The 25,807-nt window shown below is 47.1% G+C and carries 23 protein-coding genes; 21 read left to right on the top strand and 2 right to left on the bottom strand.

Going from position 1 to position 25,807, the window contains the following annotated elements; all coding sequences use genetic code 11:
- Positions 1-193: 193 nt before the first annotated feature.
- The 18 genes from BBR47_RS14455 (at position 194) to BBR47_RS14540 (ending at position 21,485) form a co-directional block, all read left to right on the top strand.
- Positions 194-1,648 carry a serine hydrolase domain-containing protein gene (locus tag BBR47_RS14455; RefSeq protein WP_015891145.1) on the top strand — a complete coding sequence of 485 codons (1,455 nt, stop codon included), beginning with the start codon at positions 194-196 and terminating at the stop codon, positions 1,646-1,648.
- Positions 1,623-2,708 carry a serine hydrolase domain-containing protein gene (locus BBR47_RS14460; RefSeq protein ID WP_015891146.1) on the top strand — a complete coding sequence of 362 codons (1,086 nt, stop codon included), beginning with the start codon at positions 1,623-1,625 and terminating at the stop codon, positions 2,706-2,708. Before BBR47_RS14455 ends, BBR47_RS14460 begins: the two co-directional genes overlap by 26 nt.
- A 331-nt stretch (positions 2,709-3,039) precedes the next feature.
- Positions 3,040-5,295 (top strand): ATP-binding cassette domain-containing protein, encoded by a 2,256-nt coding sequence (locus tag BBR47_RS14465; RefSeq protein ID WP_015891148.1) that lies wholly within the window; start codon positions 3,040-3,042, stop codon positions 5,293-5,295.
- A 251-nt stretch (positions 5,296-5,546) separates the two neighbouring features.
- Positions 5,547-6,209, top strand: a complete 663-nt coding sequence (locus tag BBR47_RS14470; RefSeq protein WP_015891149.1) for a TetR/AcrR family transcriptional regulator — start codon at positions 5,547-5,549, stop codon at positions 6,207-6,209.
- Complete coding sequence (locus BBR47_RS14475; RefSeq protein ID WP_015891150.1) at positions 6,196-7,080, top strand: amidohydrolase family protein; 885 nt, start codon at positions 6,196-6,198, stop codon at positions 7,078-7,080. Before BBR47_RS14470 ends, BBR47_RS14475 begins: the two co-directional genes overlap by 14 nt.
- Positions 7,067-7,837, top strand: coding sequence for an enoyl-CoA hydratase/isomerase family protein (locus tag BBR47_RS14480; protein ID WP_015891151.1), 771 nt, complete (start codon positions 7,067-7,069; stop codon positions 7,835-7,837). The genes BBR47_RS14475 and BBR47_RS14480 overlap by 14 nt, the downstream gene beginning before the upstream one ends.
- Positions 7,838-7,863: 26 nt before the next feature.
- A complete protein-coding gene (locus BBR47_RS14485; RefSeq protein WP_041749849.1) occupies positions 7,864-9,429 on the top strand; it encodes an AMP-binding protein in 1,566 nt (521 codons plus the stop codon).
- Between the two features lie 25 nt (positions 9,430-9,454).
- Positions 9,455-10,534 (top strand): M42 family metallopeptidase, encoded by a 1,080-nt coding sequence (locus BBR47_RS14490; RefSeq protein WP_015891153.1) that lies wholly within the window; start codon positions 9,455-9,457, stop codon positions 10,532-10,534.
- Positions 10,535-10,574: 40 nt separating this feature from the next.
- The gene (locus tag BBR47_RS14495; protein ID WP_015891154.1) at positions 10,575-12,218 is read left to right on the top strand and encodes an ABC transporter substrate-binding protein; all 1,644 of its coding nucleotides are present in this window, start codon (positions 10,575-10,577) and stop codon (positions 12,216-12,218) included.
- A gap of 31 nt (positions 12,219-12,249) precedes the next feature.
- Positions 12,250-13,551 carry a serine hydrolase domain-containing protein gene (locus tag BBR47_RS14500; protein WP_015891155.1) on the top strand — a complete coding sequence of 434 codons (1,302 nt, stop codon included), beginning with the start codon at positions 12,250-12,252 and terminating at the stop codon, positions 13,549-13,551.
- A 35-nt stretch (positions 13,552-13,586) separates the two neighbouring features.
- Positions 13,587-14,525, top strand: coding sequence for a nickel ABC transporter permease (gene nikB, locus BBR47_RS14505; protein ID WP_015891156.1), 939 nt, complete (start codon positions 13,587-13,589; stop codon positions 14,523-14,525).
- Between the two features lies 1 nt (position 14,526).
- Positions 14,527-15,420: an ABC transporter permease gene (locus BBR47_RS14510; protein ID WP_041749427.1), complete on the top strand. Its 894-nt coding sequence runs from the start codon at positions 14,527-14,529 to the stop codon at positions 15,418-15,420.
- A gap of 36 nt (positions 15,421-15,456) precedes the next feature.
- Entirely contained in the window at positions 15,457-16,452 is a 996-nt protein-coding gene (locus tag BBR47_RS14515; protein WP_015891158.1) for an ABC transporter ATP-binding protein, read from the top strand.
- The gene (locus BBR47_RS14520) at positions 16,449-17,420 is read left to right on the top strand and encodes an ABC transporter ATP-binding protein (protein ID WP_015891159.1); all 972 of its coding nucleotides are present in this window, start codon (positions 16,449-16,451) and stop codon (positions 17,418-17,420) included. The genes BBR47_RS14515 and BBR47_RS14520 overlap by 4 nt, the downstream gene beginning before the upstream one ends.
- 81 nt (positions 17,421-17,501) lie before the next feature.
- Positions 17,502-18,344, top strand: a complete 843-nt coding sequence (gene dapF, locus BBR47_RS14525; RefSeq protein WP_015891160.1) for a diaminopimelate epimerase — start codon at positions 17,502-17,504, stop codon at positions 18,342-18,344.
- Positions 18,345-18,502: 158 nt separating this feature from the next.
- Positions 18,503-19,063: a dihydrofolate reductase family protein gene (locus BBR47_RS14530; RefSeq protein WP_015891161.1), complete on the top strand. Its 561-nt coding sequence runs from the start codon at positions 18,503-18,505 to the stop codon at positions 19,061-19,063.
- Between the two features lie 90 nt (positions 19,064-19,153).
- A complete protein-coding gene (gene pepT, locus BBR47_RS14535) occupies positions 19,154-20,386 on the top strand; it encodes a peptidase T (RefSeq protein ID WP_015891162.1) in 1,233 nt (410 codons plus the stop codon).
- A gap of 40 nt (positions 20,387-20,426) precedes the next feature.
- Positions 20,427-21,485, top strand: coding sequence for an NAD(P)/FAD-dependent oxidoreductase (locus BBR47_RS14540; RefSeq protein WP_015891163.1), 1,059 nt, complete (start codon positions 20,427-20,429; stop codon positions 21,483-21,485).
- 78 nt (positions 21,486-21,563) lie between these two features.
- Here BBR47_RS14540 and BBR47_RS14545 read toward each other — a convergent pair whose 3' ends face one another.
- The gene (locus tag BBR47_RS14545; protein ID WP_015891165.1) at positions 21,564-22,184 is read right to left on the bottom strand and encodes a GNAT family N-acetyltransferase; all 621 of its coding nucleotides are present in this window, start codon (positions 22,182-22,184) and stop codon (positions 21,564-21,566) included.
- 2 nt (positions 22,185-22,186) lie between these two features.
- A complete protein-coding gene (locus BBR47_RS14550) occupies positions 22,187-22,972 on the bottom strand; it encodes a MerR family transcriptional regulator (RefSeq protein WP_015891166.1) in 786 nt (261 codons plus the stop codon).
- A gap of 197 nt (positions 22,973-23,169) precedes the next feature.
- On the opposite strand from BBR47_RS14550, the gene BBR47_RS14555 reads away from it, so the two are divergent.
- The 3 genes from BBR47_RS14555 (at position 23,170) to BBR47_RS14565 (ending at position 25,728) form a co-directional block, all read left to right on the top strand.
- Positions 23,170-23,766 (top strand): class I SAM-dependent methyltransferase, encoded by a 597-nt coding sequence (locus BBR47_RS14555; RefSeq protein WP_015891167.1) that lies wholly within the window; start codon positions 23,170-23,172, stop codon positions 23,764-23,766.
- Between the two features lie 151 nt (positions 23,767-23,917).
- Complete coding sequence (locus BBR47_RS14560) at positions 23,918-24,931, top strand: alpha/beta hydrolase family protein (RefSeq protein ID WP_015891168.1); 1,014 nt, start codon at positions 23,918-23,920, stop codon at positions 24,929-24,931.
- Positions 24,932-24,975: 44 nt separating this feature from the next.
- The gene (locus BBR47_RS14565) at positions 24,976-25,728 is read left to right on the top strand and encodes a GNAT family N-acetyltransferase (RefSeq protein WP_015891169.1); all 753 of its coding nucleotides are present in this window, start codon (positions 24,976-24,978) and stop codon (positions 25,726-25,728) included.
- The last annotated feature ends 79 nt before the right edge of the window (positions 25,729-25,807 follow it).

The raw sequence follows: 25,807 nt of genomic DNA on the forward strand, positions 1-25,807 counted from the left end.
TGCTGACATAGGAAGAAAAATGAGCGAAAAACGTACGCTATGTATGTTCCTGGTGGTTAGTTGCAGTACGCAAAAAAATTATCGGAATAATTCGAAAAGAGAAAACAAGGAGTAAAGTGGGACATCTGTCATGTCGACATATAATCACCGCTGGATCGAGAACGGATAACAGGTCAACAAAGGAGAGAAGCGCATGCAAAATAACGAATGGGTTGATTCTTTTGAAAAATATGCTCAAAAATGGATAACAAAAGGTCAGGTTCCTGGTGTTTGTATGGGATTAGCAAAAGATGGTCAAATCTTCTATAGTAACGGATTTGGCTTCCGTGATGTGGAACGGCAGTTAGGCGTTACAATCGATACGGTTTTTGGTATAGGATCGATAACAAAATCTTTTACCTGTGTGGCAGTCATGCAATTACAAGAAGCAGGTAAGTTATCTGTACATGACCCTGTTGTCAAATACTTGCCGGAATTCCGTCTGAAAAATCTTGATGTGGGGCAAATCACGATTCATCATTTTATGACGAATACGAGTGGAATTCCCCCCTTGCCAACATTTTTGGCAAGTGTGATGCCAAGCTTGGAAGAGAACGAGGTAAACCATCCATTTTTCCAAAACCAGACAGTTCTTACGGAACCAATCGATACGTACGAAGACCTGATGAGTGTAATCTCTACATTAGATTTAGAGCTTTTAGGGCCACCAGGTACAGAGTTCAGTTATTCCAATGATGGTTTTGCCTTGCTGGGAGCGATCATTGAACGCGTCAGCGGGAAGTCATATGAGGCTTATGTCAAGGAGCATATCATCGATCCAATCGGGATGGAGCACACAAGCTTTTTTCTGGAAGAGCTGAATGGCTACGAGAATATTACAAAGCTGTATATCATGCGGGACATCGGCGATCACAAGGAGGTGGTCTCATCTCCGAATTGGTGGGACACTCCCGTTTTTCGGGCGGCAGGATTTATAAAATCAACGGTGCGGGATATGTTGCGATATACGGACATGTTCTGTAAAGGTGGGCTTACAGCAGGGGGAAATCGTATCCTGACAACAGAAAGTGTACAACGAATGATAACCCCTTACTTTCCGACCAACTTGGTACCTGGTCAATCTTACGGTTATGGCTTGTTCATAACGACTGACTACTATGGAAAAACGTTAGTGGAACATAGTGGTGGTATTAAAGGGGTTACGGCTCAAATGTGCTTTTTTCCTGAAACAGGATTGGCCGGAGTGGCACTGTCGAATTTAGAATTGTCGCCGGTTCTGGCGGTTCTGTTGGGTGCGCTAAATAGTCTGGAAAACCGCCCTCCTGAATCCTCTCATCTGGTTAGCAAGACTGATTTCCTAACTGAGGAAGCTATGAATCAATTCGTAGGGGATTATCATTCTAGTGACTTTGGGACATTGCCGATCCGCTTGGAAAATGGTCAACTGATGCTCTCCTTTTTGGGAGAAAACTACGTTATGAGGCCATTTGCTGAAGATCTCTTTGTAGTCCGGGCTTTTGGGACAGATTTCTCGGCACAGTTTACCAGAGTAGGAAAGAATGAGATTGTTCGAATAGCTTTTGCGGGGAGACGATTTACAAAAACGGTGGGGGAAACGAAAAATGACCCAACGAGCCAACGTAAATGATGCAAGATGCCGCCAGCTTGATGAGCTTTTTTCTACGATTGCTGAAAAAAACAATTGGAGCGGCAACATCTTGATTTTGGAAGAAGGGAAACCTTTTTATCAAAATTCCTTAGGAATCGCCAATCTGGAAACGGCTGAGAGATTGTCACCGCATTCAGTATTTGAACTCGCATCAGTTTCCAAAGCATTTACAGCAATGGGCATCATGATCTTGCAAGAGCAAGGGAAGCTCGACTATACAGATAAAGTGGATAGCTTCTTTCCAGGGTTCCCGTATGCCGATATTACTGTTGAGAACCTACTTGTGCACACATCCGGTTTGCCAGATTACATGGAATTGTTTTCGAAATCTTGGGACAAAAAACAAATTGCTACAAATCAAGACATACTCGAACAGCTGATCAAGCATCGACCCGACGTGTTGTTTCAACCCAATGAAAGGTATGAGTACAGTAATACTGGCTACGCTTTATTGGCGTCTATTGTAGAACACGTAGCTGAAATACGATTTGCCGATTTCTTGCAGCAACACATTTTTCAACCACTAGGTATGCAGCACACGAAGGTGTACAACCGAAGATATTCTCCTGAGTTAACTCAGCAATACGCCTATGGATACGTGTATTCTCCTCAATCTGAAGCAATCGTGTTACCGGATGAATCAAGTGAGCACGATTTTGTCATTTATCTGGATGGCATTCAGGGAGACGGTGCGGTCAGTTCAACACTGGATGACTTGCGTAAGTGGGACAGAGCTCTCTACACAGAAAAGCTGGTCAAAAAAGCGACACTAGAGAGAGCGTTTTCCCCAGTGCAGCTTAACGACAATCGTCTATCAAATTATGGATATGGCTGGCGGCTGTGTGAAGATCAGGTGACAGGAAAAGTTGTGCATCACGGCGGAAGCTGGCCGGGGTATCGAAGCTGGCTAAGACGATACATCCAAAAAGATAAAACAATGATTTATCTCACGAACGTGGATCAGGAACGTGAGTGGACAGAAAAAGTAATAGAGGCAGTCGAGAATATTGTTTTCGAACAACCGTATGTCTTGCCGTAACCATTTAAAAAGAGGAGCCGCCATCTGCGGTTCCTCTTACGATTATTTTTATGTGAGCATGCGGCGCTGAACGATGCCAGCTTTTTCATGTGAACCAAAAAAGTCGGATTTCCATATAAATCAAGTGATTGAAGCTTGCTGTAGCAGATGATCATTGATGGTCCTGATTACACTCATAAGTACGTTGGGACGGATCACGAGTATCATTGCATGGTGGGCAGTTTGGTGAAAGTGACGGCTGTAAATTGGGAATAATAGGTAGGGAAGATCTCCTTCTGAATGGTACAATGAAAATATAAGTAGAAATGAATCTATCGGAAGGATGATAGGCATGGGCGAATCTAATCAGGAGTATATCGTAATCGCCGGTGCGAGGGAAAACAATCTCAAAAACGTATCCTTGCGTATTCCCAAGCGAAAGATTACGATCTTCACCGGTGTATCTGGATCGGGTAAGTCGTCAATCGTCTTCGATACGATCGCCGCAGAATCCACACGCTTGCTGAATGAGAACTTCAGCATGTTCGTGCGCAATTTCCTGCCCCGCTATCCGCAGCCGGATACAGACGCGATTGAGAATCTGAGCATGGCGGTTATCGTGGATCAGAAGCGACTGGGCGGTGGTTCTCATTCCACGATGGGCACGATTACTGATATTTCTCCCATTCTCCGCTTGCTCTTCTCCCGAGTAGGTCAGCCCAATGTTGGACAAGCGAACATGTTCTCTTTTAACGATCCACAAGGTATGTGTCCAGAATGCAACGGGATCGGTCGCAAATTAGGTGTCGACCTCAGCAAGGCAGTGGACATGTCCAAGTCGTTGAAGGAAGGGGCAATCTTGCTGCCGGACTATAAGGTGGACGGCATGGAATGGAATATGCTCGTGCAGACGGGCTTCGATCCTGACAAGAAGCTGAGCGATTATTCGGATGAGGAGCTTGAGCAGCTATTGTATGCCAAGGCGAGGAAAGTAGAGATGCAATTCGCCGGGAAAGCCGTGAATATTACTGTGGAGGGCGTCCTTGAGAAGTTCACCAACAAATACATCAAGCAGGATGTAAAAACGAAGTCGGAGCGTACACAAAAAGCTGTTGCGCCATTCATCTCCGAAGGTCCTTGTTCCAGCTGTCATGGTGCGAGACTCAATCAAGCTGCACTCAACTGCAAAATCAATGGCCTCAACATTGCGGAGATGTCCTCCATGGAGGTCGGTCGGCTCATACGCATCATTGCTGAGATTGACGATTCGGTTGCCGCACCGATGGTCAAGTCGCTGACGGAACGGTTGCAGCATCTAGTCGACATCGGACTGGACTACTTGACGCTGGATCGTGAAACGGATACCTTGTCCGGCGGCGAATCACAGCGCGTCAAGATGGTGAAGCACCTGAGCGGCAGTCTGGTGGATGTCACTTACATTTTCGATGAGCCCAGCGTTGGCTTGCACCCCCGTGATGTACACCGATTAAATAAATTGCTTCAGAAGCTGCGCGATAAGGGCAATACCGTCATTGTCGTCGAGCATGATCCCGATGTGATCAAAGTGGCAGATCATATTGTCGATGTCGGGCCTCACGCGGGTAGCCACGGTGGGACTATCGTGTATGAAGGCAGCTTTGAAGGACTGCTGGAATCAGGGACACTGACAGGCACCCATATGAAGCGGCCGCTCCAACTGAAGCAAGATTCCAGAAAGGCGTCCGGCAAGCTGACCATCGAGGATGCCACACTGCACAACCTGCGGAACGTGAGTGTAGATATACCAACTGGAGTGCTGACAGTCGTTACGGGTGTTGCAGGCTCGGGTAAGAGTACACTGATTAACGAAATATTCCTCAGCAAGCATCCGGATGCGATCGTCATCGACCAATCGGCGGTAGGTGTGTCAACACGCTCGAATCCTGCGACCTACACAGGGATTATGGATGATGTGCGCAAGGCGTTTGCTTCCGCGAACAAGGTCAACCAAGGCTTGTTCAGCTTCAACTCCAAGGGGGCTTGCGAGAACTGCCAAGGTCTTGGTGTTGTGTATACAGACCTTGCATTCCTTGAAAGTGTAAAGCTACCGTGCGAAGTATGTGGAGGGAGACGGTTCAAGGAAGAGGTGCTCGCATACAAGCTGAACGGCAAGTCCATTGCCGAAGTGCTGGAGATGACTGTGGAGCAGGCATTGGAATTTTTTGAGCAAAAAGAAGTTGTGCGCAAGCTTCAGGCGATGAGTGATGTGGGGCTGAACTATATTACACTCGGCCAACCTCTCAGCACGCTCTCGGGCGGGGAATGTCAGCGTATCAAGCTGGCCAGCGAGTTACACAAGAAAGGTAGTATTTACGTGATGGACGAGCCGACGACTGGCTTACATATGTCAGATATCGGTCACCTTCTGGAAATCATGAACCGCCTCGTGGATACCGGCAATACGGTAATCGTCATCGAGCACAACCTCGATGTAATCAGCCAAGCAGATTGGATTATCGATATGGGACCAGATGGGGGCAGCAACGGCGGTCAAGTAATCTTCGAGGGCACACCTCCGCAGATCATTCATGCAGAGCAGTCGATCACGGGAAGATACTTGAAGCAATAAGCTCCTATGTCTTAACGGATACATCTCCTCATGGGAAACCGGAGGAGATTTTTGTTATGCCGAAATAAATGTCAGAAAATAAAAAATAATCTTGACATTAAATCGGGCGATTAGTAAAGTGGTGATTACAGGCAGCCTATCGATCGATCGATCGACAAAACCCAAAAAAGCAGATGATGTAACCGCGACAAGTAACTGAACATGAGAGGCTCTCGTTTCCAGCAATCATCAGTAGAAAGGAGCGCGCTTTTTTGACGAAAGAAAAAATATTTCAAGCTGCATTACGGCTATTCGCAAGAAAAGGTTTTGAAGCAACCAGCATACGCGATATCGCCCTAGAAGCAGAGGTAACTTCCTCCACCCTCTATCATTACATGAAAACAAAAGAGGATCTGCTCGTTGCCATCATGCAAGAAGGGTTACAGACCCTTCTCGGAAATGCAAAGGAAGTGCTCGCTGAGCTTGAAGCACCCGAACAACAATTGGCAGCGTTTGTCCAGCTTCATGTTACCAGCCATGCCATTGACAAACTAACAGCGCTAGTAGTAGATACCGAGTTCCGTGCGCTGACAGGAAATACCCGCGAAGAAATAGTCAGGCTGCGTAGTGAATATGAGCTGCTCTGGCTGCGTATTTTAACGAGCGGATTGGAGAGGGGCGTATTTACGATAGAAAATACCAAGCTTGCCGTCCTGGCTTTGCTTCAAATGTGCACGGGTGTCGCTCATTGGTACTCGCCCGATGGCCCAAATTCATTGGAAGAAATCAGCTTGAATTTTTCCGATATGGCGCTTGCACTCGTTCAGGCAAAACGAAACGGTCAGCAACTGACTGTCTCCGATTTGGATCTACCTACACCCGCTCGTTTTTTTATGAAACCATGGCTAGGGGCTGCTGCATATGAACATTCTTGATGCCCGTGTCCGCTTGCCACAGCAGTTCCGTGAGGCACGCATAGGTGAAATGCGAAATGAGTACGTCGCTCAATATGATGCGGTGTTACAAGTAAGATCGACTATGGCAAAAACGCTCGACGATTTGATGCAAGAAATGAAAGAATCAGGAGTCGACCACGCCATTATGCATGCAGAATACGAGTTCGGCGAGGATGGGGATGCGCTGAATGAAGCATTGGCAAAAGTCATATCCGCTCACACCGAGCTCTTCTCAGGATTCGGTACGATTTCAATGGAGCATTTCAGACCGATGCGCGCTATCCAACAAGTGAGTCGCATCAGAGAGCTGGGCTTTCTGGGAGTAAACATCCAGCCTGCATTTTTTGAGATGCCAATCGATGATCGCAAGTTATATCCCGTATATGCAAAGGCTGCCGAGTTAGGCTTGGCAGTTGCCATTCATACGGGAATTAATTATTCAAGGATTCATCCCATCCGGAATGAACACCCGCTGCTGCTGGATCAAGTCGCCTGTGATTTTCCGGAATTAACATTGATCGCGTGTCATGGAGGGTGGCCCTGGGTGCCTGAAATGGTTGCCGTAGCGCGCAAGCACCCCAATATTCTGATGGATTTGGGCGGGCTTTCTCCAAGATATTTGGGGGTGCAAGGAGCAGGGTGGGAGATGATGTATAGGTTGGCAAACAACCTCTTGCAAGATCAAATCCTCTTTGCAACAGACTGGCCTGTATTTCCTCTGAAACGCGCCATTGCAGAATGGAAGGAATTAAGCATAAAGCCCGAGGTGCTTGAGAAGGTGCTCGGTTCGAATGCGAGAGCATTGTTTTCCAAAATAAAGGCGGAGGTAAAAAAGAATGATAACACGTAAGGCGGTGATAGAGTGTGAGATCCATCAAGAGATAGGCTGGATTCACCTGAATCGTCCGGAACGGTTAAATGCGGTGATTCCTCAATTGGTAGAGGAGCTGTATGGATCGCTCGATAAATTGGAACGGGAAGGAGTAAGGGCAGCAATACTGGCTGGCCGCGGGAATGCTTTTTGTGCAGGACATGATTTGCGTCATGAAGAAAAGCCTGAAAATGAGGCTGAGCTTCGTCTTAATTTACAGAAGATTCAGGATGTAACACGAAAGATCCAGCGTGTTCCTTTTCCTGTGATCGCTGCGGTCCACGGGTATGCATTAGGAGCAGGGTGTGAGTTTGCGCTCGGATGCGATTTGATCATCGCCGCTCAAGATGCCGAATTCGGCTTTCCGGAAGTGAGTGTGGGACTTAGTGTTACCGGAGGGATCTCGCATATCCTTCCCATCACGATCGGACTGGTCCGGGCGAAAGAATTGCTGTTTTCGGGCGAAAGGTTCGGGGCATCGCAAGCACTGCATCTAGGACTCATCAACAAGGTAGTGGATCATACAGTGTTAGCTGAAGAAGCTGACAAGTGGGCGAAACGGTTAGCTGAGCTCCCGCAAGTAGCACTGGCAAAAGCCAAATTTGCGCTAAATCGCGGGGCACAATGCGATCTGGAGGCAGCTTTTGAATTGGAGATCGAGCATGCGCTGGCAACCGTGCAAACGATCGAATCCAAGCAGGCGGCAGAAGAGTTCCGAAAAAAAGGATCAGTATAGAGAAGGAGGGCTGAAACCTTTTGGACATGCAAGAAATCAAGTCTTTGACGGCACGGGCAGCCAAACGATGGGGAGAAAAAATCGGGCTTGTCTTTGATGAATGGAATGAACAACTGTCCTTTCAGGAGATAGAAGACCGTTCCAACCAGATCGCCAACATGCTCCAAGTGCTGGGCGTAGGCTATGGGGATCGGGTAGCCGTCATGCTGAGGAACCAGCCGGAATTCCCCCTTACCTGGCTGGCGTTGGCAAAACTGGGCGCGACGATCGTGCCGATCAATGTAAATTACAAAGAGTACGATGCACAGTATATCCTCCACCACTCCGAAGCAATCGTTATCGTAACTTCACAAGAGTTTTTATCCCTGCTACAGGAGATCAGACCTTCTTTACAAACCCTCAAAACAATCCTCTCAATAGACCAATCAGACGATCCCAACGTTGTCGATTTCAGAGCGATGTGTGAAACAGCGCCTACGACTCCAACAACGCTTCCCGTTTTTCCTGAAACTTTAGTCAACATCCAATATACTTCCGGCACGACAGGCTTACCCAAGGGGTGTATGCTTTCACATGAATATTGGCTCACCATAGCAAAAAAGGTGATGGAGCAGCATCCCCATTTGACCCATTCAGATGTACTGTTAACGGCGCAGCCCTTTTATTATATGGACCCCCAATGGAATTTGCTGGGTGCGATCGCTGTGGGGGCAAAGCTTGTGGTTCTCGATCGATTTCATCCCTCTACCTTTTGGGAGAAAGTACGGCAATATGGCGTTACCTTTTTCTACTGCTTGGGGATCATGCCCACGCTAATGGTCAAAGCACCACGCTCGCCATTAGACAGGGAAAATAACGTTCGTACCATCCTTTGTTCGGCCATTCCCCCGCATCTGCACCGCGAATTGGAAGAGCGATGGGGCGCGCCATGGTATGAGGTTTTTGGCATGACAGAGACAGGTGGAGATATTTCGGTAAAACCGCACGATCATGACCGATTGCTCGGAACAGGCTGCATCGGAAAACCGGATAAAGACCGGACCGTCCGTGTTGTTGATATTCACAACCGCCCCGTTTCGAGGGGCGAGGTTGGCGAGCTCCTCCTGCGGGGCTTGGGGATGATGGATGGCTATTTTAAAGATCCTGATGCGACTTGCGCTGCTTTTCAGGGCGGCTGGTTCCACACCGGAGATTTGGTGCGAATGGACGAAGACGGATACATCTATTATGTCGGCAGAAAAAAGGAGATGATTCGTCGGAGTGGGGAAAATATTTCGGCTGCTGAGGTGGAGGAAGTCATGAAAATGCATCCGGCCGTGCAATATACTGCCTGCCTTCCAGTGAAAGACGAATTACGCGGGGAAGAAATCAAGGCATACGTGGTAGTAAAAGAGGGCCAAGAGGTGTCTCCTCATGAGTTGATCGCTTATTGCACCGAGCATCTTGCTTACTACAAGGTTCCACGATATTGGGAATACCGCAGTGAGTTGCCTCGTACCCCATCTGAGCGTATAGCCAAGCATGTACTGGCGAACGAAAAAGCAGATCTTCGCATCGGTTCCTATGATCGCATTGATGATAGCTGGAGATAACATGCAAATGGAGAGGAAGATATGGATGAATAGTTGGGTAAAGGTACTGAAAGAGCTGACAGAGGCTTCCGGAGTTCCCGGACAAGAACAGGAAGTGCGAGAATTAATGCACACCTATTTGGAACCGCTTACAGAAGAAGTGTTCACAGATAATCTGGGAAGCATAATCGGTCGGAAAACAGGCCTGGCCAATGGACCGAAAATCATGATGATGGGCCATATGGATGAAGTGGGGTTCATGGTAACGCGTGTCATGAAGGATGGATTCATCGCCTTCCAGCCGCTTGGTGGCTGGTGGTCGCAGGTGATGCTGGCACAGCGCGTGAACATTAAAACAGGCAAAGGGGATATTGTTGGCGTAATCGGGTCAAAACCGCCACATCTGCTGTCTTCGGAAGAACGAAAGAAAGTGGTTGAAATCGAACGGATGTACATCGATATCGGAGCATCCGATGCAGAACAGGCAAAGGAGCTGGGTATTCGCCCAGGTGATCCGATTGTGCCGATCTGCCCTTTCACGGTGATGGCGAATGACAAGATGTATATGGCAAAAGCGCTCGATAATCGCGGCGGTTGCCTGACAGCCATTGAAGTAATGAAACAGTTGCAAGAAACGGATCACCCCAACATCGTATATAGCGGCGCTACTGCACAAGAAGAAGTGGGATGTCGCGGCGCATTCACGAGCACGTATATGGTGCAGCCAGATTTATTTATTGCATTGGAGACGGGGATAACGTTTGACACGCCGGGAAGCGCCGACTCTCCTAATTTGCCTGATATCAAGCTTGGTGGTGGGCCTACGATTGGTCTATTCGACGGCTCGCTCGTGCCTAATCGGAAATTGCGTGATCTGTTATTTGATACGGCTGAAGAGGAAGGCATCCCGTATCAATATGCTGCTCTTGCAGGTGCGGGTACGGACGCAGGAGCTGCTCATATGGTTGGCAAAGGGGCTCCATCCATTGTCATTGCAATCCCTGCGCGTTACATTCACAGTCACGCTTCGATTCTCCATCATGATGATGTGGAAAATACGGTGAAATTGCTGACGGCTCTCGTCAAAAAGCTGGATCAAAAAACGGTTGATTGGCTCAAATCGTAGGAGGCGAGGATATTTCCCAAACAAGGGAGTGGTGTCATTGATGGGGATAAGAAAGCGGGAAATCGCCACGATTGTGAGCATTGTACTTTCCTGTTTCGTACTGCTGGCTATCGTGTCCGGCTGCGATGTACCTGCAACGAAATCAGGTACGGATGAAGGAAATAAAGATGCCAATATATCCGAGAAAAAGGGCGGAACGATCACCGTTGCGATCAGCAGTGAACCAGATACACTAGATGCCCACAAATCGACAGCGTTAAGCACGGAGGGGGTCGCGCTCAATCTAGGGGGGGCTCTCCTTTACAGAGATCCCCAAACAAATGAGGTCAAGCCCTATCTGGCGGAATCCTACTCCATTTCGGAAGATGGGAAGACATGGACATTTCGCATTCGCCAAGGCGTTACCTTTCATGATGGGACACCGCTCACTGCACAGGCGTACAAGCGAACATTTGAGCGGGCCATGTCTCCGGAAATCGCTCCGAAAGGCGTAGGCATGGTTCTTGGTATCATCCAATCAATCAAAACACCAGATGATCAGACCCTGATTTTGGAGTTAAATGAACCGTCTGCCACGCTCCTCACCTATTTCACTTCCGCTAGCTGGATGCAGCCGCTCTCGGTGGACGCGGTGCAAAAGTTTGGGGACCAATACGGAAGGAATCCGGTCGGTGTCGGTCCATGGAAGATGGAGAGCTGGAAATCAGGAGATTCGATCACGTTGATACAAAATGATGCCTATCGCTGGGCACCGCCCTCCTTTCAAAATCAAGGGCCAGTGAGGCCGGACAAATTAGTTCTGAAATTGATTCGAAATCCGCAAACGGCTGTCGCTGCTTTGGAAAGTGGAACCGTCGACATCGCTGATCTGCCTGCAAAAGACGCAAAGAAATTCAAGAACAACAATCGTTTTACCGTACTTGAGCAGACAAAGCGCGGCTTGGGGCTGTTTGTCGAGCTGAACTTGAATAACGAGATTTTACAAGGTAAAAACGTACGCAAAGCGTTGCAAATGGCAGTTAAGAAAGAGGCTATCGTGCAGTCGCATCTGCAAGGCGAAGGAATTGTTGCAGATGGTCCGCTGCCTGCCAATTTGTTCGGATACGATCCATCCATTGCCCACTATGCATACAAATACAACCCCGAGGAAGCGGTGAAGCTCCTGGAAGAGGCCGGATGGAAACTGAATGCACAAGGGATAAGGGAGAAAGCAGGAAAACCGCTTCATCTCGAATTGTTGAGTATGGAAGTGTGGTCTCAACCTGCCCAGTTGATGCAAGGAATGTTTAAAGCGATTGGAGTAGACGTAAAAATCATTACTCTGGAAGGCAGCGCAGTCGACCAGCTAACGGCTGCTGGCACATTTGACTTGGCGCTTGACGGATACGTCGCTGATGACCCTGATATCTTGTTTCCGTTCATGCATTCGAGTCAGATCGGTGGGATGAATCGTTCAGCCATCCATGACAAAACGATCGATTCCTTGCTGGAAAAGGGACAGGTGACGATGAAGAGCGACGATAGAGCAAAAATCTACGAAGATATTCAGAAGCGCTCTGTGGAGGAGGCTTTTTGGATTCCCATTTACACGGAAAAACGGTTTGTCGTGGTAAACAACCGTGTTCAAGGACTCATGCTTGATCCATCCGGACTGAAATTGTATCAGGACGTGTGGGTTAAGTAAGCGCGGAAACAAAAAACAAGGAGAACAAGTCATGAACAGTCAGGAATGGATCGCGAGTTATGAGGAGTTTGTCCGAGAAACCATGATGGAAAGGAAGGTGCCTGGAGCTGCAATTGGAGTGGCCAAAGACGGACAGCTCGTTTATGCCAAAGGCTTCGGCTATCGTGATGCCGAGCAAGGTCAGGTAGCGACAGTTGATACTTTGTTCGGAATCGCTTCAATTACGAAATCGTTTACCGCTATTGCGATCATGCAGCTACAGGAAGCCGGAAAACTGACGGTTGCCGATCCTGTTTCCCGCTTTTTGCCAGAGTTTCATGTGAAAACGGGAAGTGGAACGGAGGCAATTACCATTCACAACTTTCTAACCCATTCCTCCGGTTTGCCACCATTATCTTGCGTCGATGAAGCACTCAAGATTGGGATGAACACCTATGAGGAATTGATGACCTATATGGCTCAACTGGAATTTCCTATATTGGGCGCACCAGGTACGGAGTTCAGTTATTCCAATGATTGCTATACGCTACTGGGAGCCATTATTGAGCGGGCAAGTGGCAAGCCATATTCGACGTATGTGAAGGAGCATATTCTCCAACCAGCGGGAATGCAGCATAGTTGCTTTTCTTTGGCGGAGTTGCACGGGTACGAGGATAGAACACCACTATTTGAGACACCGCCGTTTCAATCATCTGGCGGATTAAAATCAACGCTCACCGACATGATGAGATACACCGAGCTGTTTCGAACGAAAGGTTTGATTGGCAAGGAACGAATTCTTCGCACGGAAAGTGTACAGCAGATGACCACCCCTTATTTCCGATGTGAACATAACCAATATTACGGGTATGGTATAGCGATTACACCCAATTTCTACGGTGCTGTGATGCTGGGCCATAGCGGCAGCGAGAAAGGGATCCAAGCCTACATGAGCATTATCCCCGAGAACGGATTAGCTGCCGTAGCCCTCACCAATCTCAGCGGTTCGCCAGCCCCCGCATTGGCACATGGGACGTTTCACTGCCTCGAGAATCGTCCGGCGAAATCAACGCATGTCACCTATAAGGAATATGACCTCCCGCCAGATCGTCTGCTTGAATATGCGGGCGAGTACGGCTCTATGGAAGGAATTCATCTTCAGGTAAGCGTGGATGCAGGCACGCTGATTGTAACGATCGATCATTCGGACTCATTCTCTTTAAAAGCTATAGATGAAGACGTTTTTCTCACGAATGTTGAAGGGTCGGATCAAACCGTACGCTTTATACGAGACGGGAGTCAAACGGTCATTCGCATGATGGGCTCCTATCGCCAAATTCCCAAGCGAGTTTAGCCATACGCATTCTAGAAGAGAGGAGTGAACCAATCATGAAACAGTATTTTTTGAATCGGATGCTATCAGGAGTGATTGTCCTCCTCGGCATTTCCATCTTTTCGTTTGCGCTCGTTCATTTTATTCCTGGAGATCCGGTACGGATCATGTTAGGGGAAAAGGCTACAAAAGCACAAGTGGAACAGTTACGTGAACAAATGGGGCTAAATCAGCCCCTTCCACATCAGTACCTGACCTACATGGAAAAAGTCATCCAAGGGGATTTCGGAAATTCCTTACAAACGGAAAGACCTGTCATCGTGGAAATAATGGAACGGTTTCCAGCAACGGTCAAGCTAGCCTTCGCTGGAATTGGCATCGCGGTCGTCATTGGTTTAACGATGGGAATGATCGCAGCGAAATACAAGAATACGTTCTTGGACTTTATGCTGATGGCGGCAGCATCGATTGGATTATCGCTACCGAGCTTCTGGCTGGGCTTACTCGTCATCATGTTCTTTTCCGTTCAATTAGGCTGGTTTCCAATCGCGGGTGGTACGGGATGGAAGGATCTTGTTTTGCCTGCTTGTACCTTGGGCGTATTGTCTTCCGCGATGATCAGCCGACTGACGCGTTCAGGTATGGTCGAAGTGCTTTCCCATGATTACATTCGAACGGCACGGGCCAAGGGATTGAGGGAGTCGATCATCCTATTCCGACACGCCTTGTGCAATGTCATGATTCCTGTTGTTACAGTGGTAGGCTTGCAAATCGCAACTCTACTGGGCGGGGCAGTTATCATCGAACAAGTGTTCAACTGGCCTGGAATCGGCACATTAGCTATCCGTGCGATTTCAGCCCGTGATTTTCCGATGATTCAGGGCATTGTGTTGCTGATGGGCTTTGTCTACGTCGTGGTAAATATGATGGTCGATCTCCTTTATGGTTTGATTGATCCGCGTGTCGACCTCATTACAGAAAAGGAGGGGCGGTAACTTGAATGAGGGGAGCAAAACCGTCGCAGATGGGGTGACGCATGCCAAATTCCCGATTTTCCCCAAGCTTGCCTTTTGGGGAAAAATGAAGAAACAACGAGCAGCAAAACTAAGCTTGGTGGTGCTTTTACTCATTTCTGCGATCGGAATTGTCGGGCCTTGGATTGCTCCTTATGACCCTACTGAAAGTAATTACGAAGCCTTTTTGCAAGGCCCGTCTGCCAAGCATGTTCTCGGAACGGATGCGATCGGCCGCGATTTGTTTTCCCGTATTTTATACGGAACGCGCGTTACTCTTGTGGTTGCTGTCATGGCGGTCGGCATCACAGTAGTGGCAGGAACGATGATTGGGGTCATCAGTGCGTATGTGGGAGGATTCATTGATCATCTGCTCATGCGGATCATGGATATTTTGCTCGCCTTGCCGGGGATCATTTTGGCCTTGGCCATTGTCGCGGCGCTTGGACCGAGTCAAACCAATGCGATGATCGCAATCGGCATTTCTTCGATTCCTAGCTTTGCACGTCTGATCAGGGCAGCGACGCTCGTGATCATGTCGTCTGGATATGTGGAAGCCAGCAGATCGATCGGGACGCCGAGTTGGTGGATCATTCTTTTCCAGGTTCTCCCCAATATTACGAATGTATTGTTCGTTTACATGACACTGTTCGTCGGGGGAGCGATTCTCGATACGGCTGCATTGGGCTTTATCGGCTTGGGCGCGCAGCCGCCGACTCCCGAATGGGGGACCATGTTGAATGAAGGAAAGGATTATTTGTCCGATGCATGGTGGCTTGCGATATACCCAGGATTGGCCATCACCATTGTCGTGTTGGCAGTAAACCGGCTGGGAGATGCCTTACGTGATATTTTTGATCCTCGTACGCAAAAGTAAAAGGGCAATGAGAGGATTGGAGGGGGGACTCCGTTTATGGACAATGTATTGGAAGTGACAGGGCTGACAACCCGGTTCACGAAGGAGTCGGGAACGATTACGGTCGTTGATCAGCTTGATTTACATGTAAAAAAAGGGGAGACGCTGGGAATCGTTGGAGAGTCGGGGTGTGGCAAGAGCGCCACTTCGCTCTCGCTCATGCGACTGTTGGACAATAATGCCACTTTGACTGGAAGCATTCGATTCAACGGGAAAGAAGTGCTTGCGCTGAGTGAAGCCGAGATGCGAAGTCTCAGAGGCAAGGAAATGGCGATGATTTTTCAGGAACCGATGCATTCGTTAAATCCGGTGTTGACGATCGGCCGGCAAATCAGTGAGGTACTGCACGAGCATGAGGGTGAAAGCAAGGCGGCGGTAAAGCAACGGGTACTGGATTTGCTTACCGTGGTGGGCATCTCCCGAGCAGAAGAGATTTACAGGGATTACCCGCACCGTTTGTCAGGAGGAATGAGGCAGCGGGTGATGATTGCAATGGCGATCGCATGCAATCCGTCATTACTGATCGCTGATGAACCGACGACCGCACTGGATGTGACCATTCAAGCGCAAATCTTGAATCTGATCAAAAAAATCAGAAGGGATATCGGCATGTCAGTGATCATGATTACGCATGATTTAGGGGTGATCGCTGAAGTGTGCGACCGCGTCATGGTGATGTATGCGGGACAAGCGATTGAAACAGCGGACGTCCGGTCGTTGCTGCGCAATCCGAAGCACCCGTACACCGTAGGTTTGCTCCAATCGACACCAAGGCAACGCGCAAAGAGGCTTCACAGCATAAAAGGTAGTGTGCCGACACCGGAAAACAAACCCAATGGGTGCAGGTTTGCCCCGCGATGCGATCGAGCGATGGCGATATGTTGGGAGCAGAATCCTGAGCTTCGTCCAGTGGATCAGTATTCTTCCTGTCGATGCTGGTTATTTACCCAAGACAAGGGGCATGTACCGGAAGGCTCGGTGGTAGGTGGATGACGACTCCAATCCTGGAAGTGAAAGGGCTACGCAAGCAGTTTCGCATGAAAAAAGGGTGGCTTCAACAACCGCATGATGTTCATGCTCTAAACGGGATTGATGTTAGCGTCTATGAAGGAGAAACGCTGGGGATTGTCGGGGAGTCAGGCTGCGGAAAGTCTACATTGGGAAAATGTATTCTGCGTTTGCTGGAGCCCTTCCAAGGCGAGATTCGTTTCCAAGGGAACGAAATAGGTAAAATGAACAAAAATGAAATGCGTGCAGTTAGGCGAAATATGCAAATGGTTTTTCAAAATCCATTTGAAACATTGAACCCGAAACTAACGATCGGGCACATCTTGATGGAGCCGCTGATTTCGCACCGTATTCCCCGGGAGCAGCGACAAGCGCTATTGGAAGAAACGATTGAGATTGTCGGTATGAGCAAGCAGCATCTATCTCGCTATCCTCATGAATTTTCCGGAGGGCAAAGACAACGAATTGGCATCGCCCGTGCTCTGATTCTTCGGCCAAAGCTGATTATTGCAGATGAGCCCGTCTCCGCACTAGATGTGTCAATTCAATCGCAAATCCTTAATTTGCTACAGGATTTGCAAGAACAATTTTCCTTGACGTATGTCTTCATTTCGCATGATTTGAGCGTAGTAGAGCACATTGCCGATAAAGTGGCGGTCATGTATTTAGGTGAAATTATCGAGTATGCCGAGAAAGAAAAGCTGTTCGGACGACCGCTGCATCCCTATACACAAGCATTGCTTTCAGCTAAACCCATTACCGATCCTGATGATACGCGAGAGCAAATTGTGTTGTCAGGAGAACTCCCGTCTCCGTCTAAGCCACCGGAGGGATGTAAATTCCATCCGCGCTGTCGTTCCAGCATGGAAATATGCAAAGTCGAGTTGCCAAAGCTGCGTGAAATAGAAGGGCAATCGGTCGCGTGTCATCTCTATCAATCATGTCTTTCTTAAATCAGAGTGACTGCTCCCAGTCCATCCTGTGGAGCAGTTGCTTGGATGAAAACACTACATCGGATAATCAGGGGGAGAGTAATGTTTGAACGTGGGATCCCGTTTAAAAAAATGAATGGCTGTGGCAACGACTTTATTGTAGTAGACAATCGCGATGGCCTGTTGAACGAGGTTGCACTTTCAGCCTTTGTCCAAAATGTATGCAGGCGAGGAGCTTCAATCGGTGCGGATGGGTTCATGCTGCTGGAGAACTCCAACATCGCTGATTTTAAGATGAGGTATTTTAACGCAGATGGCAGTGAAGGAGAAATGTGCGGCAACGGTGCAAGGTGCATGTCGCGCTTTGCTTACCACATCGGAGCAGCCGAAACGAAGATGAGCTTCGAAACGATGGCCGGCATCTATCAGGCAGAGCTCAATCAGAACAGCGTGAAGGTCAAGTTCCCGGACGTTCCATTGCAAGCGCTGAAGCTGAATCAACCATATGAGTGGGACGGACCAAGCGGCGTCTACCACTATGGTGTTGTCGGCGTTCCCCACACGGTCTGGTTTGTGGAAAATGTTATCGCGATAGCGGACGACCAGCTCAGAGAATGGGGACGGATGGTCAGAAATGATCTGCAGCAGTTTCCCAATGGTACCAATGTTAATTTTGTGGAACGGATTGATAGGCAAACGCTTAGCATCAGAACCTATGAACGCGGAGTAGAAGCAGAGACCTACGCGTGCGGTTCCGGATCGACAGCTGCAGCCATCATTGCCGGTATTTTAGGACATGTAGACACCCCTGTGAACCTACTTACTCGAGGGGGACCACTTAAAATTTCTTGCCATCTTACAGATTATGCTGCCGAATCCGTTTACTTGGAAGGCAACTCAATGCTGGTAGCAGAAGGATATTTGTTGCCCGATGCATGGACATGAGAACGCCCCACATCCGATTCCCTTTTCGATAGCTTGAGCATGCACGCATTGGTACCTATCGCTAATGAAGTGAGCTGTTTTTATACTACGAATAAGACATAAGATGACATATTTAAAGGTCTAAAATGGGTGGAGATCAACGAAAGGGGTAACCACTCATGAGACGAAGAGTCATATTAGATTTAGCTGTTACGTTAGATGGGTTTATTGAAGGGAAAAATGGAGAAGTTGATTGGTGCATAATGGACGCTGAAATGGGGTTTGTTCATTTCTTACATCAAATCGACACGATTCTTTATGGAAGAAAAAGTTATGATTTATGGGGGCAATATACGCCGGAAAATGAACATACGGATACGGAAAAAGAGATTTGGGGATTGGTTCATCGTAAAGAAAAATATGTGTTTTCCAAGACACAGAAAGGGACTGATCATAAAGCAATATTCATTAACGATAATATTCTTGAAGAAGTAAATCTCCTAAAGAATAAGCCCGGAAAAGACATCTGGTTATATGGTGGAGCCAGTCTTATTACAACATTTATCAGTTTAGAGCTTGTAGATGAATTTCGATTATCTGTTCACCCTGTTATTTTGGGAGAAGGAAAGCCGTTGTTTATGGATATAAAACAGAGGTTGAATTTGAGTTTGGTGAATACCAAAACGCTCTCCTCTGGCGTTGTGCAACTCATCTATCAAAGCATTAGGCCAATCGATTGAAGAATCGATGGGGATCGTGGTAGAATTTGTCACGAGATTACCTCTTTTTAGAAGAGGTGTGACTAATTGTACTGGAGTTGAGATAAGACCATGAAAACGGAGATCATAAATAGATTCATCTCTTACGCACAAGTTGATACACAATCCGATGAAAATAGTGAAACGTGCCCTTCAACACCAGGACAACTAGTACTGGCCCAAATGCTTGTAGGCGAGCTGAAAGCTATAGGTATGCAGGAAGTTACGATGGATTCGAATGGCTATGTAATGGCAACCCTACCGTCCAATACAGACAAAGAAATTCCCACAATCGGTTTTCTCGCTCATATGGATACGGCTACCGATTTTACAGGCGCTGACGTGAAACCGCAAGTCATTGAAAATTATAACGGACAAGACATTGTCTTGAATGAAGCACTGAATATTGTCCTTTCGCCGCAGGAGTTTCCCGAGCTGGCTGGCTACAAAGGCCACACCATAATCACAACAGACGGTACCACATTGCTTGGCGCTGATGATAAAGCCGGTATTGCCGAGATCATGACCGCCATGGACTATCTGATTCGCCATCCAGAACTGAAACACGGGAAAGTAAGAGTAGCCTTCACCCCGGATGAAGAAATCGGCAGAGGCCCTGATAAATTTGATGTGTCCGCCTTCGACGCCGTATATGCCTATACGATGGATGGCGGTCCTCTTGGCGGGATCGAGTACGAGAGCTTTCATGCTGCGTCTGCCACCATTACCTGCAAAGGGACGAACGTTCACCCCGGATCGGCCAAAGGCAAAATGGTCAACGCTGCTAAAATAGCCATGGAGCTGCATGGAAAGCTGCCGGCTAATGAAACGACTGAGGAGACGGAAGGCTACGAAGGCTTCTACCATCTGTCTTCCATTCAAGGTGACGTCGAGCAAACGCAGCTGCGTTATTTGATCCGGGATCACGATCGTAATCGGTTTCAGGAGAGAAAGTCTGAACTGGCTCGTATCGTAGAAGAGTTACAGAAAACATACGGAGAGAAGCGAATTGAGCTCGAAATCAAAGACGAATACTTCAACATGCGGGAAAAGATTGAGCCTGTCATGGAAGTAGTGGACATCGCCACGCAAGCACTAGAAAACCTCGGGATCGTGCCAAATATTCAACCGATTCGTGGTGGTACGGATGGCTCGCAGCTATCCTACATGGGGTTGCCAACTCCGAATATTTTCACAGGCGGGGAAAACTACCACGGACGGTTCGAGTATGTTTCCGTAGACAACATGATGCACGCTGTGAACACCATCATCGAAATCGTTAAGCTGTATGAGCAAAGAGCTTGATGGCGAGGTAGTCTTACGATGTAGTCAGGAGGAAGCGCCCATGATGAAGAATCAAAAAATTGTAATAGTTGGTGCAGGCTTTGTTGGTGCAGCTATGGCCTATTCCTTATCAAAGCAGAATCAGAATGTCACTCTAATAGAGACGAATTCGTCTGCTGCATGTGAAGCCACTCAGAAATCTTTCGCTTGGATTCATCCATCGGGCCGGGTATTAGAAAATTTTCGACATTTGTATGATGCATCCATAGCCGAATATCATGAATTAGAAAAAGAGATACCTGATCTAGAAATAAAATGGGATGGATCATTGACTTGGGAAGTCCCTACAGACAATGAGGGGTCTCGTAAACAACTAGTAAAACGGCAGCAAATCATAGAATTAGAACCAAATCTAAAGGAATACCCCGAGGAAGCTTATTATGCGAACGAAGAAGGCGCACTAGATCCAATTTTGACTACTAAACTTTTCGTAAAAAAAGCAGAAGAAAATGGGGCGAACACCCTGTTTGATACAAAAGTGATGCAAATCGTCACAGAGGCTTCCAAGGTTGTTGGGGTAAACACCTCCAAAGGTTTTATAGAATCAGACGTTCTTGTATTAGCAACTGGCGCAGCTATACCCGAACTCTGTAAGCCATTAGGCTTTGATGTTCCTGTCGCTCCTTCGCCTTCTATACTGATCCGAATGAAATCGAAAGAAAAGTTGATCCACACCGTAGTTTCAAATGCTAAGTTTGAAGCGAGACAACTAACCGATGATACGTTACTAGCAGCGGAAGATTATATTGATGAGTCTGAACAAAATGGACCGGAGGAAATAGGAAAGCGGGCGTTTGACATTCTTCGGCACAATTTAATAGGAGGGGAAGAGTTGGAGCTGGAAAGCATCAAGGTAGGGGTAAGACCCATGCCTGAAGACGGTTACCCCATTGTTGGATTTCATGACGAAATAAAGGGTCTTTATCTGACCGTTATGCATTCAGCTGTTACATTAGCTCCCATCATTAGCCGTTTAGCTGCGAATGAGATCATAAACAACGTACAAATGAAAGAATTAGAGAGCTGCCGACTAATCAGATTTTCTTGTGAAGTAGAGTGATAATCAAATTCATGCTTTCCAGTACCATCATGTGAAAGGGCGGATGTCGTGTAGAGACGATTCGCCCTTTGTCATGTTTCATTTCAATCTCTTCACCATGTAGCTCCATTTTTTCTCTTTGAATAAAAGATGTGATAAAAAGCTACTTACTCTTCGTTGCGTATGGAACGCCAATCGCTGGTAAAGTTGCTCAGCCCGGGGGTTTTTTCCCGCGACGTACAAGCTTAACTTGTCTAGGCTTGGCTGCGCTTGTACGAAATCCTGCGCCCACTGCAATAGCAGGTTGCCAATTCCTTTGCCTTGATGATCCGGATGGACAACAACATCTGAAATGTAACATTCACCTGCCTGTGGTTTATGGTCTAAGAGAGATAACCCGATAAACATTTTCAGGAGATTCCATTTGCCAAAACCATCGAGGTTCTTCCATGCAGGAAAAATTTGCATGCGATCAGATTCGGTTTTCCACTTGATGGATATCGTCCCGATAACTTCTCCCTCTTGTAGCGCGACCATTCGTTGACTCGCAGGGTCTGCAGGAACATGATCAAATAACTTTTCGAAAAAGAGGACGAGCTCGCCATCATTGAGCTTCGTAAGGGTTTGGAATTTCCCGCGAAACCCGTGAACAAGAAGCTGACCAATCTGTTGATTGTACATAGAATGCATAGGTTCTATCGTAATTGGTGGTACTGTCATGATCAGTCTCCCTTTTCGGAATGGGTAGTCGGTTCGATCAAAGCTTGTAGTTCATAGTGCAGTTGACCTTGACTAAATAGGGATAAGTAAGATCTTTCAATGAGGATCAAGGGTCCTTGTATAACATGAGACTGTGCTGCGGCATAGGAGTAAAACTGTTCAATCACTTGGTCAAGGTCATCCTCTTCATGGACCAGCCTTTGGGTAGACAGATAGTTGCCACTGGGCAATGAAAAATCGCCAGGCGCTTCTGTTTCCGTGTATAACGTAATGGTACTGGAACCATGCTCGATAAAATGAATGTCCGATTCGAACAAGTTCGGGACAGACTCGGCCTGTTCGGCCAACAGTTTGGCGTTTAGCGTCATTTGTGAACTCATTTCCAGCCACCGTGCTAAATAAGTGGTTTCGCGCCACTTTATTTGGTAGGGATTCGTGTGAGATTGAAAATTCATTTGTTCATGCAAAACCTTTGTTATGAATTGCTGAAGCTCTTGCAGGCGAAGCAACTCTTTATTTATTTCTCTCAAAGAATGATTGAGTAGTTGCCCGTATTGATCAGCAGAATAGGAAGTCATGCATTCTTTAATCGACTGGACAGGCACTCCCAATTTGCGCAGCAACAGAATATGGGCGAGCTGGTAAACTTGATCCATGCTGTACATCCTGTACTGATTGTTATCGAAGTAAGCAGGTAGAAGAACCCCTTTCTCTTCAAAATAACGAATCTGATGAACAGACACATTCATAAGCTTCGCTAGTTCGCTAATGGTAATTTCACTTTTCATAAATGTTACTCCTATAGACGTGGTGGAATATCTCTACCATACACCGTAGGTCAGACCTAAGGTCAAGAGGTACGTTCAAAGATAGTCTCTTTTGTAAATACGCTCGATACCACGCGATATTGACATATCCATGTCTTTGCAGATATTGTAGATATAATAAATCCACAATGGATTTTAATGACGGGAGGCTGGTAAGTATGGCGAATATTTGGAATGAGCGCTTTCATTCGGAAGAATATTTTTATGGGGAAGAACCTAACGTTTTTATTGAACAACAGGCTTATCGGTTAGAACAAGGACAAAAAGTGATTGCGTTCGCAGAGGGTGAAGGCCGGAATGCCGTTTTTTTAGCAAAAAGAAATCTTCAAGTGACAGCCATTGACTATGCGGAGAGCGGATTGCAAAAAACGAAAAAACTGGCGCAGAAGCATTCCGTTGACGTAATTACCCAAAAAATGGACCTTTTGGAAGAGGGGGTGCCGAGCGAAGAATATGATGCCGCGATTATGGTATATGGACATTTTCATAAAAATGCGCAGACCATGATTCTGAATAAAATGAAAAAGGCAATAAAGCCGAGAGGGATTATGATGCTTGAGGTATTCTCGGAGGAACAATTGAAGTATGGTACAGGCGGCCCCCAGGATCTTGACATGCTTTATGATCCAAGGGAAATTCTTGCTTGGTGCAAAGGTCATGAGGTGGTCCATTTCTTCTACGGCGAACAAGAACGTGTGGCAGGAAAGGCGCACACCGGATTAGCCCATGTCATTCAACTTGTACTAAGAAAATGATGGGTATCTGCGCAAAAGAGACGCCCTTTCGAAGGCTTAATACCACGATTTTTTGCATCTGCCTTACTCATTCCATTACTTGACCTTAGGTCTGACCTAAAGTGTATGGTTGAGAAATTCACTTAGAAATTTTTTAAGAGGAGAAGGGTAGATGAAAAAGAAAATAATGATTTCCATCATGATGATCGTCCTGCTATTTGGCGGTGCGGGATTATACATTTTGGAACAAAACAACTTTGATATGGTTGAGCAAGTCGTTGAAATCCAGACATCTGAAGGCAAATTGACAGGTACGTTCGTACTGCCTAAAAACTACACGAACAAATTGGGCTTAGTCTTGTTTATACATGGTGATGGACCTATTGATGCCACTCATGATGATGGCTATAAGCCGCTATGGGAGCGGTTAGCTTCACTTGGTTACGCCTCCTTGTCCCTTAATAAGAGAGGAATAAACGGTTCCGAGGGCAATTGGTTACACCAGAGTATAGATGACCGCGTAGAAGAAGCGCGTCAGGCTATTGCTTGGGCAAAAGAGCAGCCGATGATTAATGAGAAACAGATTGGGGTTTGGGGAGCAAGCCAGGCGGGATGGGTTATTCCAAAGCTCGCCAAGAAGGAACCGCTCGCATTTAGCCTACTTCTATCACCCGCCATTCATTGGGTAAGTCAAGGGCAATATCAGACACACAAAAATATGGTGATAGACGGGTACTCAGAAGCGGAAATTCAAGACAAAGAGGCGTATGACCAGCAAGTACTCACGTTACTGGAAAAACAGGCATCCTATGAGGAGTATGTGAAAATTGCTCGCGAAAATAGTTTGATGTCAAAAGACAGATGGACTTTTGTGAGCAAAAATTTCTTGTCAGATGCCACGAATGACCTCCCGAATTTCAATTCGCCTGTGCTCCTGATTCTGGGGGAAGAAGATATACATGTCGATGCAAAGGAAACGGAGAGGGTATATCGTGATATCGTAAAACCTGAGCTGCTAACCGTAGCGGTCTTTCCTGATGCTGATCACTCTATGTTAAGCAAGCAAACGGCAAATTCAAATATGCAGGCAGTCATCATTAGTCTTTTCGCTCCGCGACAAATTACGATACCGGGTTATATGGATGCAATCGAGCGATTTCTAAAGAAACTTCCTAAGCATACATAATGGCAGAAGAACTGTTTGATGAATCTGAAAGGGAAGTGAACATAATGACAAATCCAGTAAGAAGTGCGCCTGTATTTTCACAGACAATCACTGACTTTTGGCGGGAACAATTTTTGAACGGTGAGATCCTCTATAGCGATCAATCTTTTACTGTTGCCATAAACCATGCACTTGACGAGGATAGCCGGGTCATGGTGCTGGAAACTTCCGATGGACGAGTGATGGCGGTCTTAACACCTGAGCTCGCTGAAAAAATAGGTCTCTTCCAACAACAATCCTTGACTGAGTTGATCTTTCGCCAGAAATTGAATGAAGCAGGCGTTACGCTACATGGAGCAGACTATCTTTTTTATTTTTCAAAAGCCGATAAGAACGTATTGTTGCAAGATAACCTCGAAGGTGACCTGCGCCGGTTAACCGAGCGAGACGAGTTGGTTTTCTCCGAGTTTACATCCTCCGCATCGGAACAAGACTTGGATGACGCTTATGTGGAATTGGATCACTGGGCAGTGTTTGGTTCTTTTGAGCAAAATCGCCTGGTCAGCGTTGCCAGTATGTATCCATGGGAAGAGGATGCGCAAATCGCAGATCTTGGCGTACTTACGCTGACGTCCTTTAGAGGAAAAGGTCACGCCCGTAAAGTGGTGCGCTCCATCTCCAAATACGCCTATAGTCAGGGATACGAGCCGCAGTACCGATGCCAACTCGATAACCATACGTCTACGGCTTTGGCGAAAGCAGCAGGATTCACACTGTTTGGAAAATGGGAAGTGATTTCTCCAGACTCTGCTAACTAAAAAATACCCTCTCAACTATTCCATCGTCAGCGACAAGAATAAAGTGACTCTGCCGAAGAGCGGAACAGTGGTATTTACC

Source organism: Brevibacillus brevis NBRC 100599 (assembly GCF_000010165.1).
GTDB classification, from domain to species: Bacteria; Bacillota; Bacilli; order Brevibacillales; family Brevibacillaceae; genus Brevibacillus; species Brevibacillus brevis_D.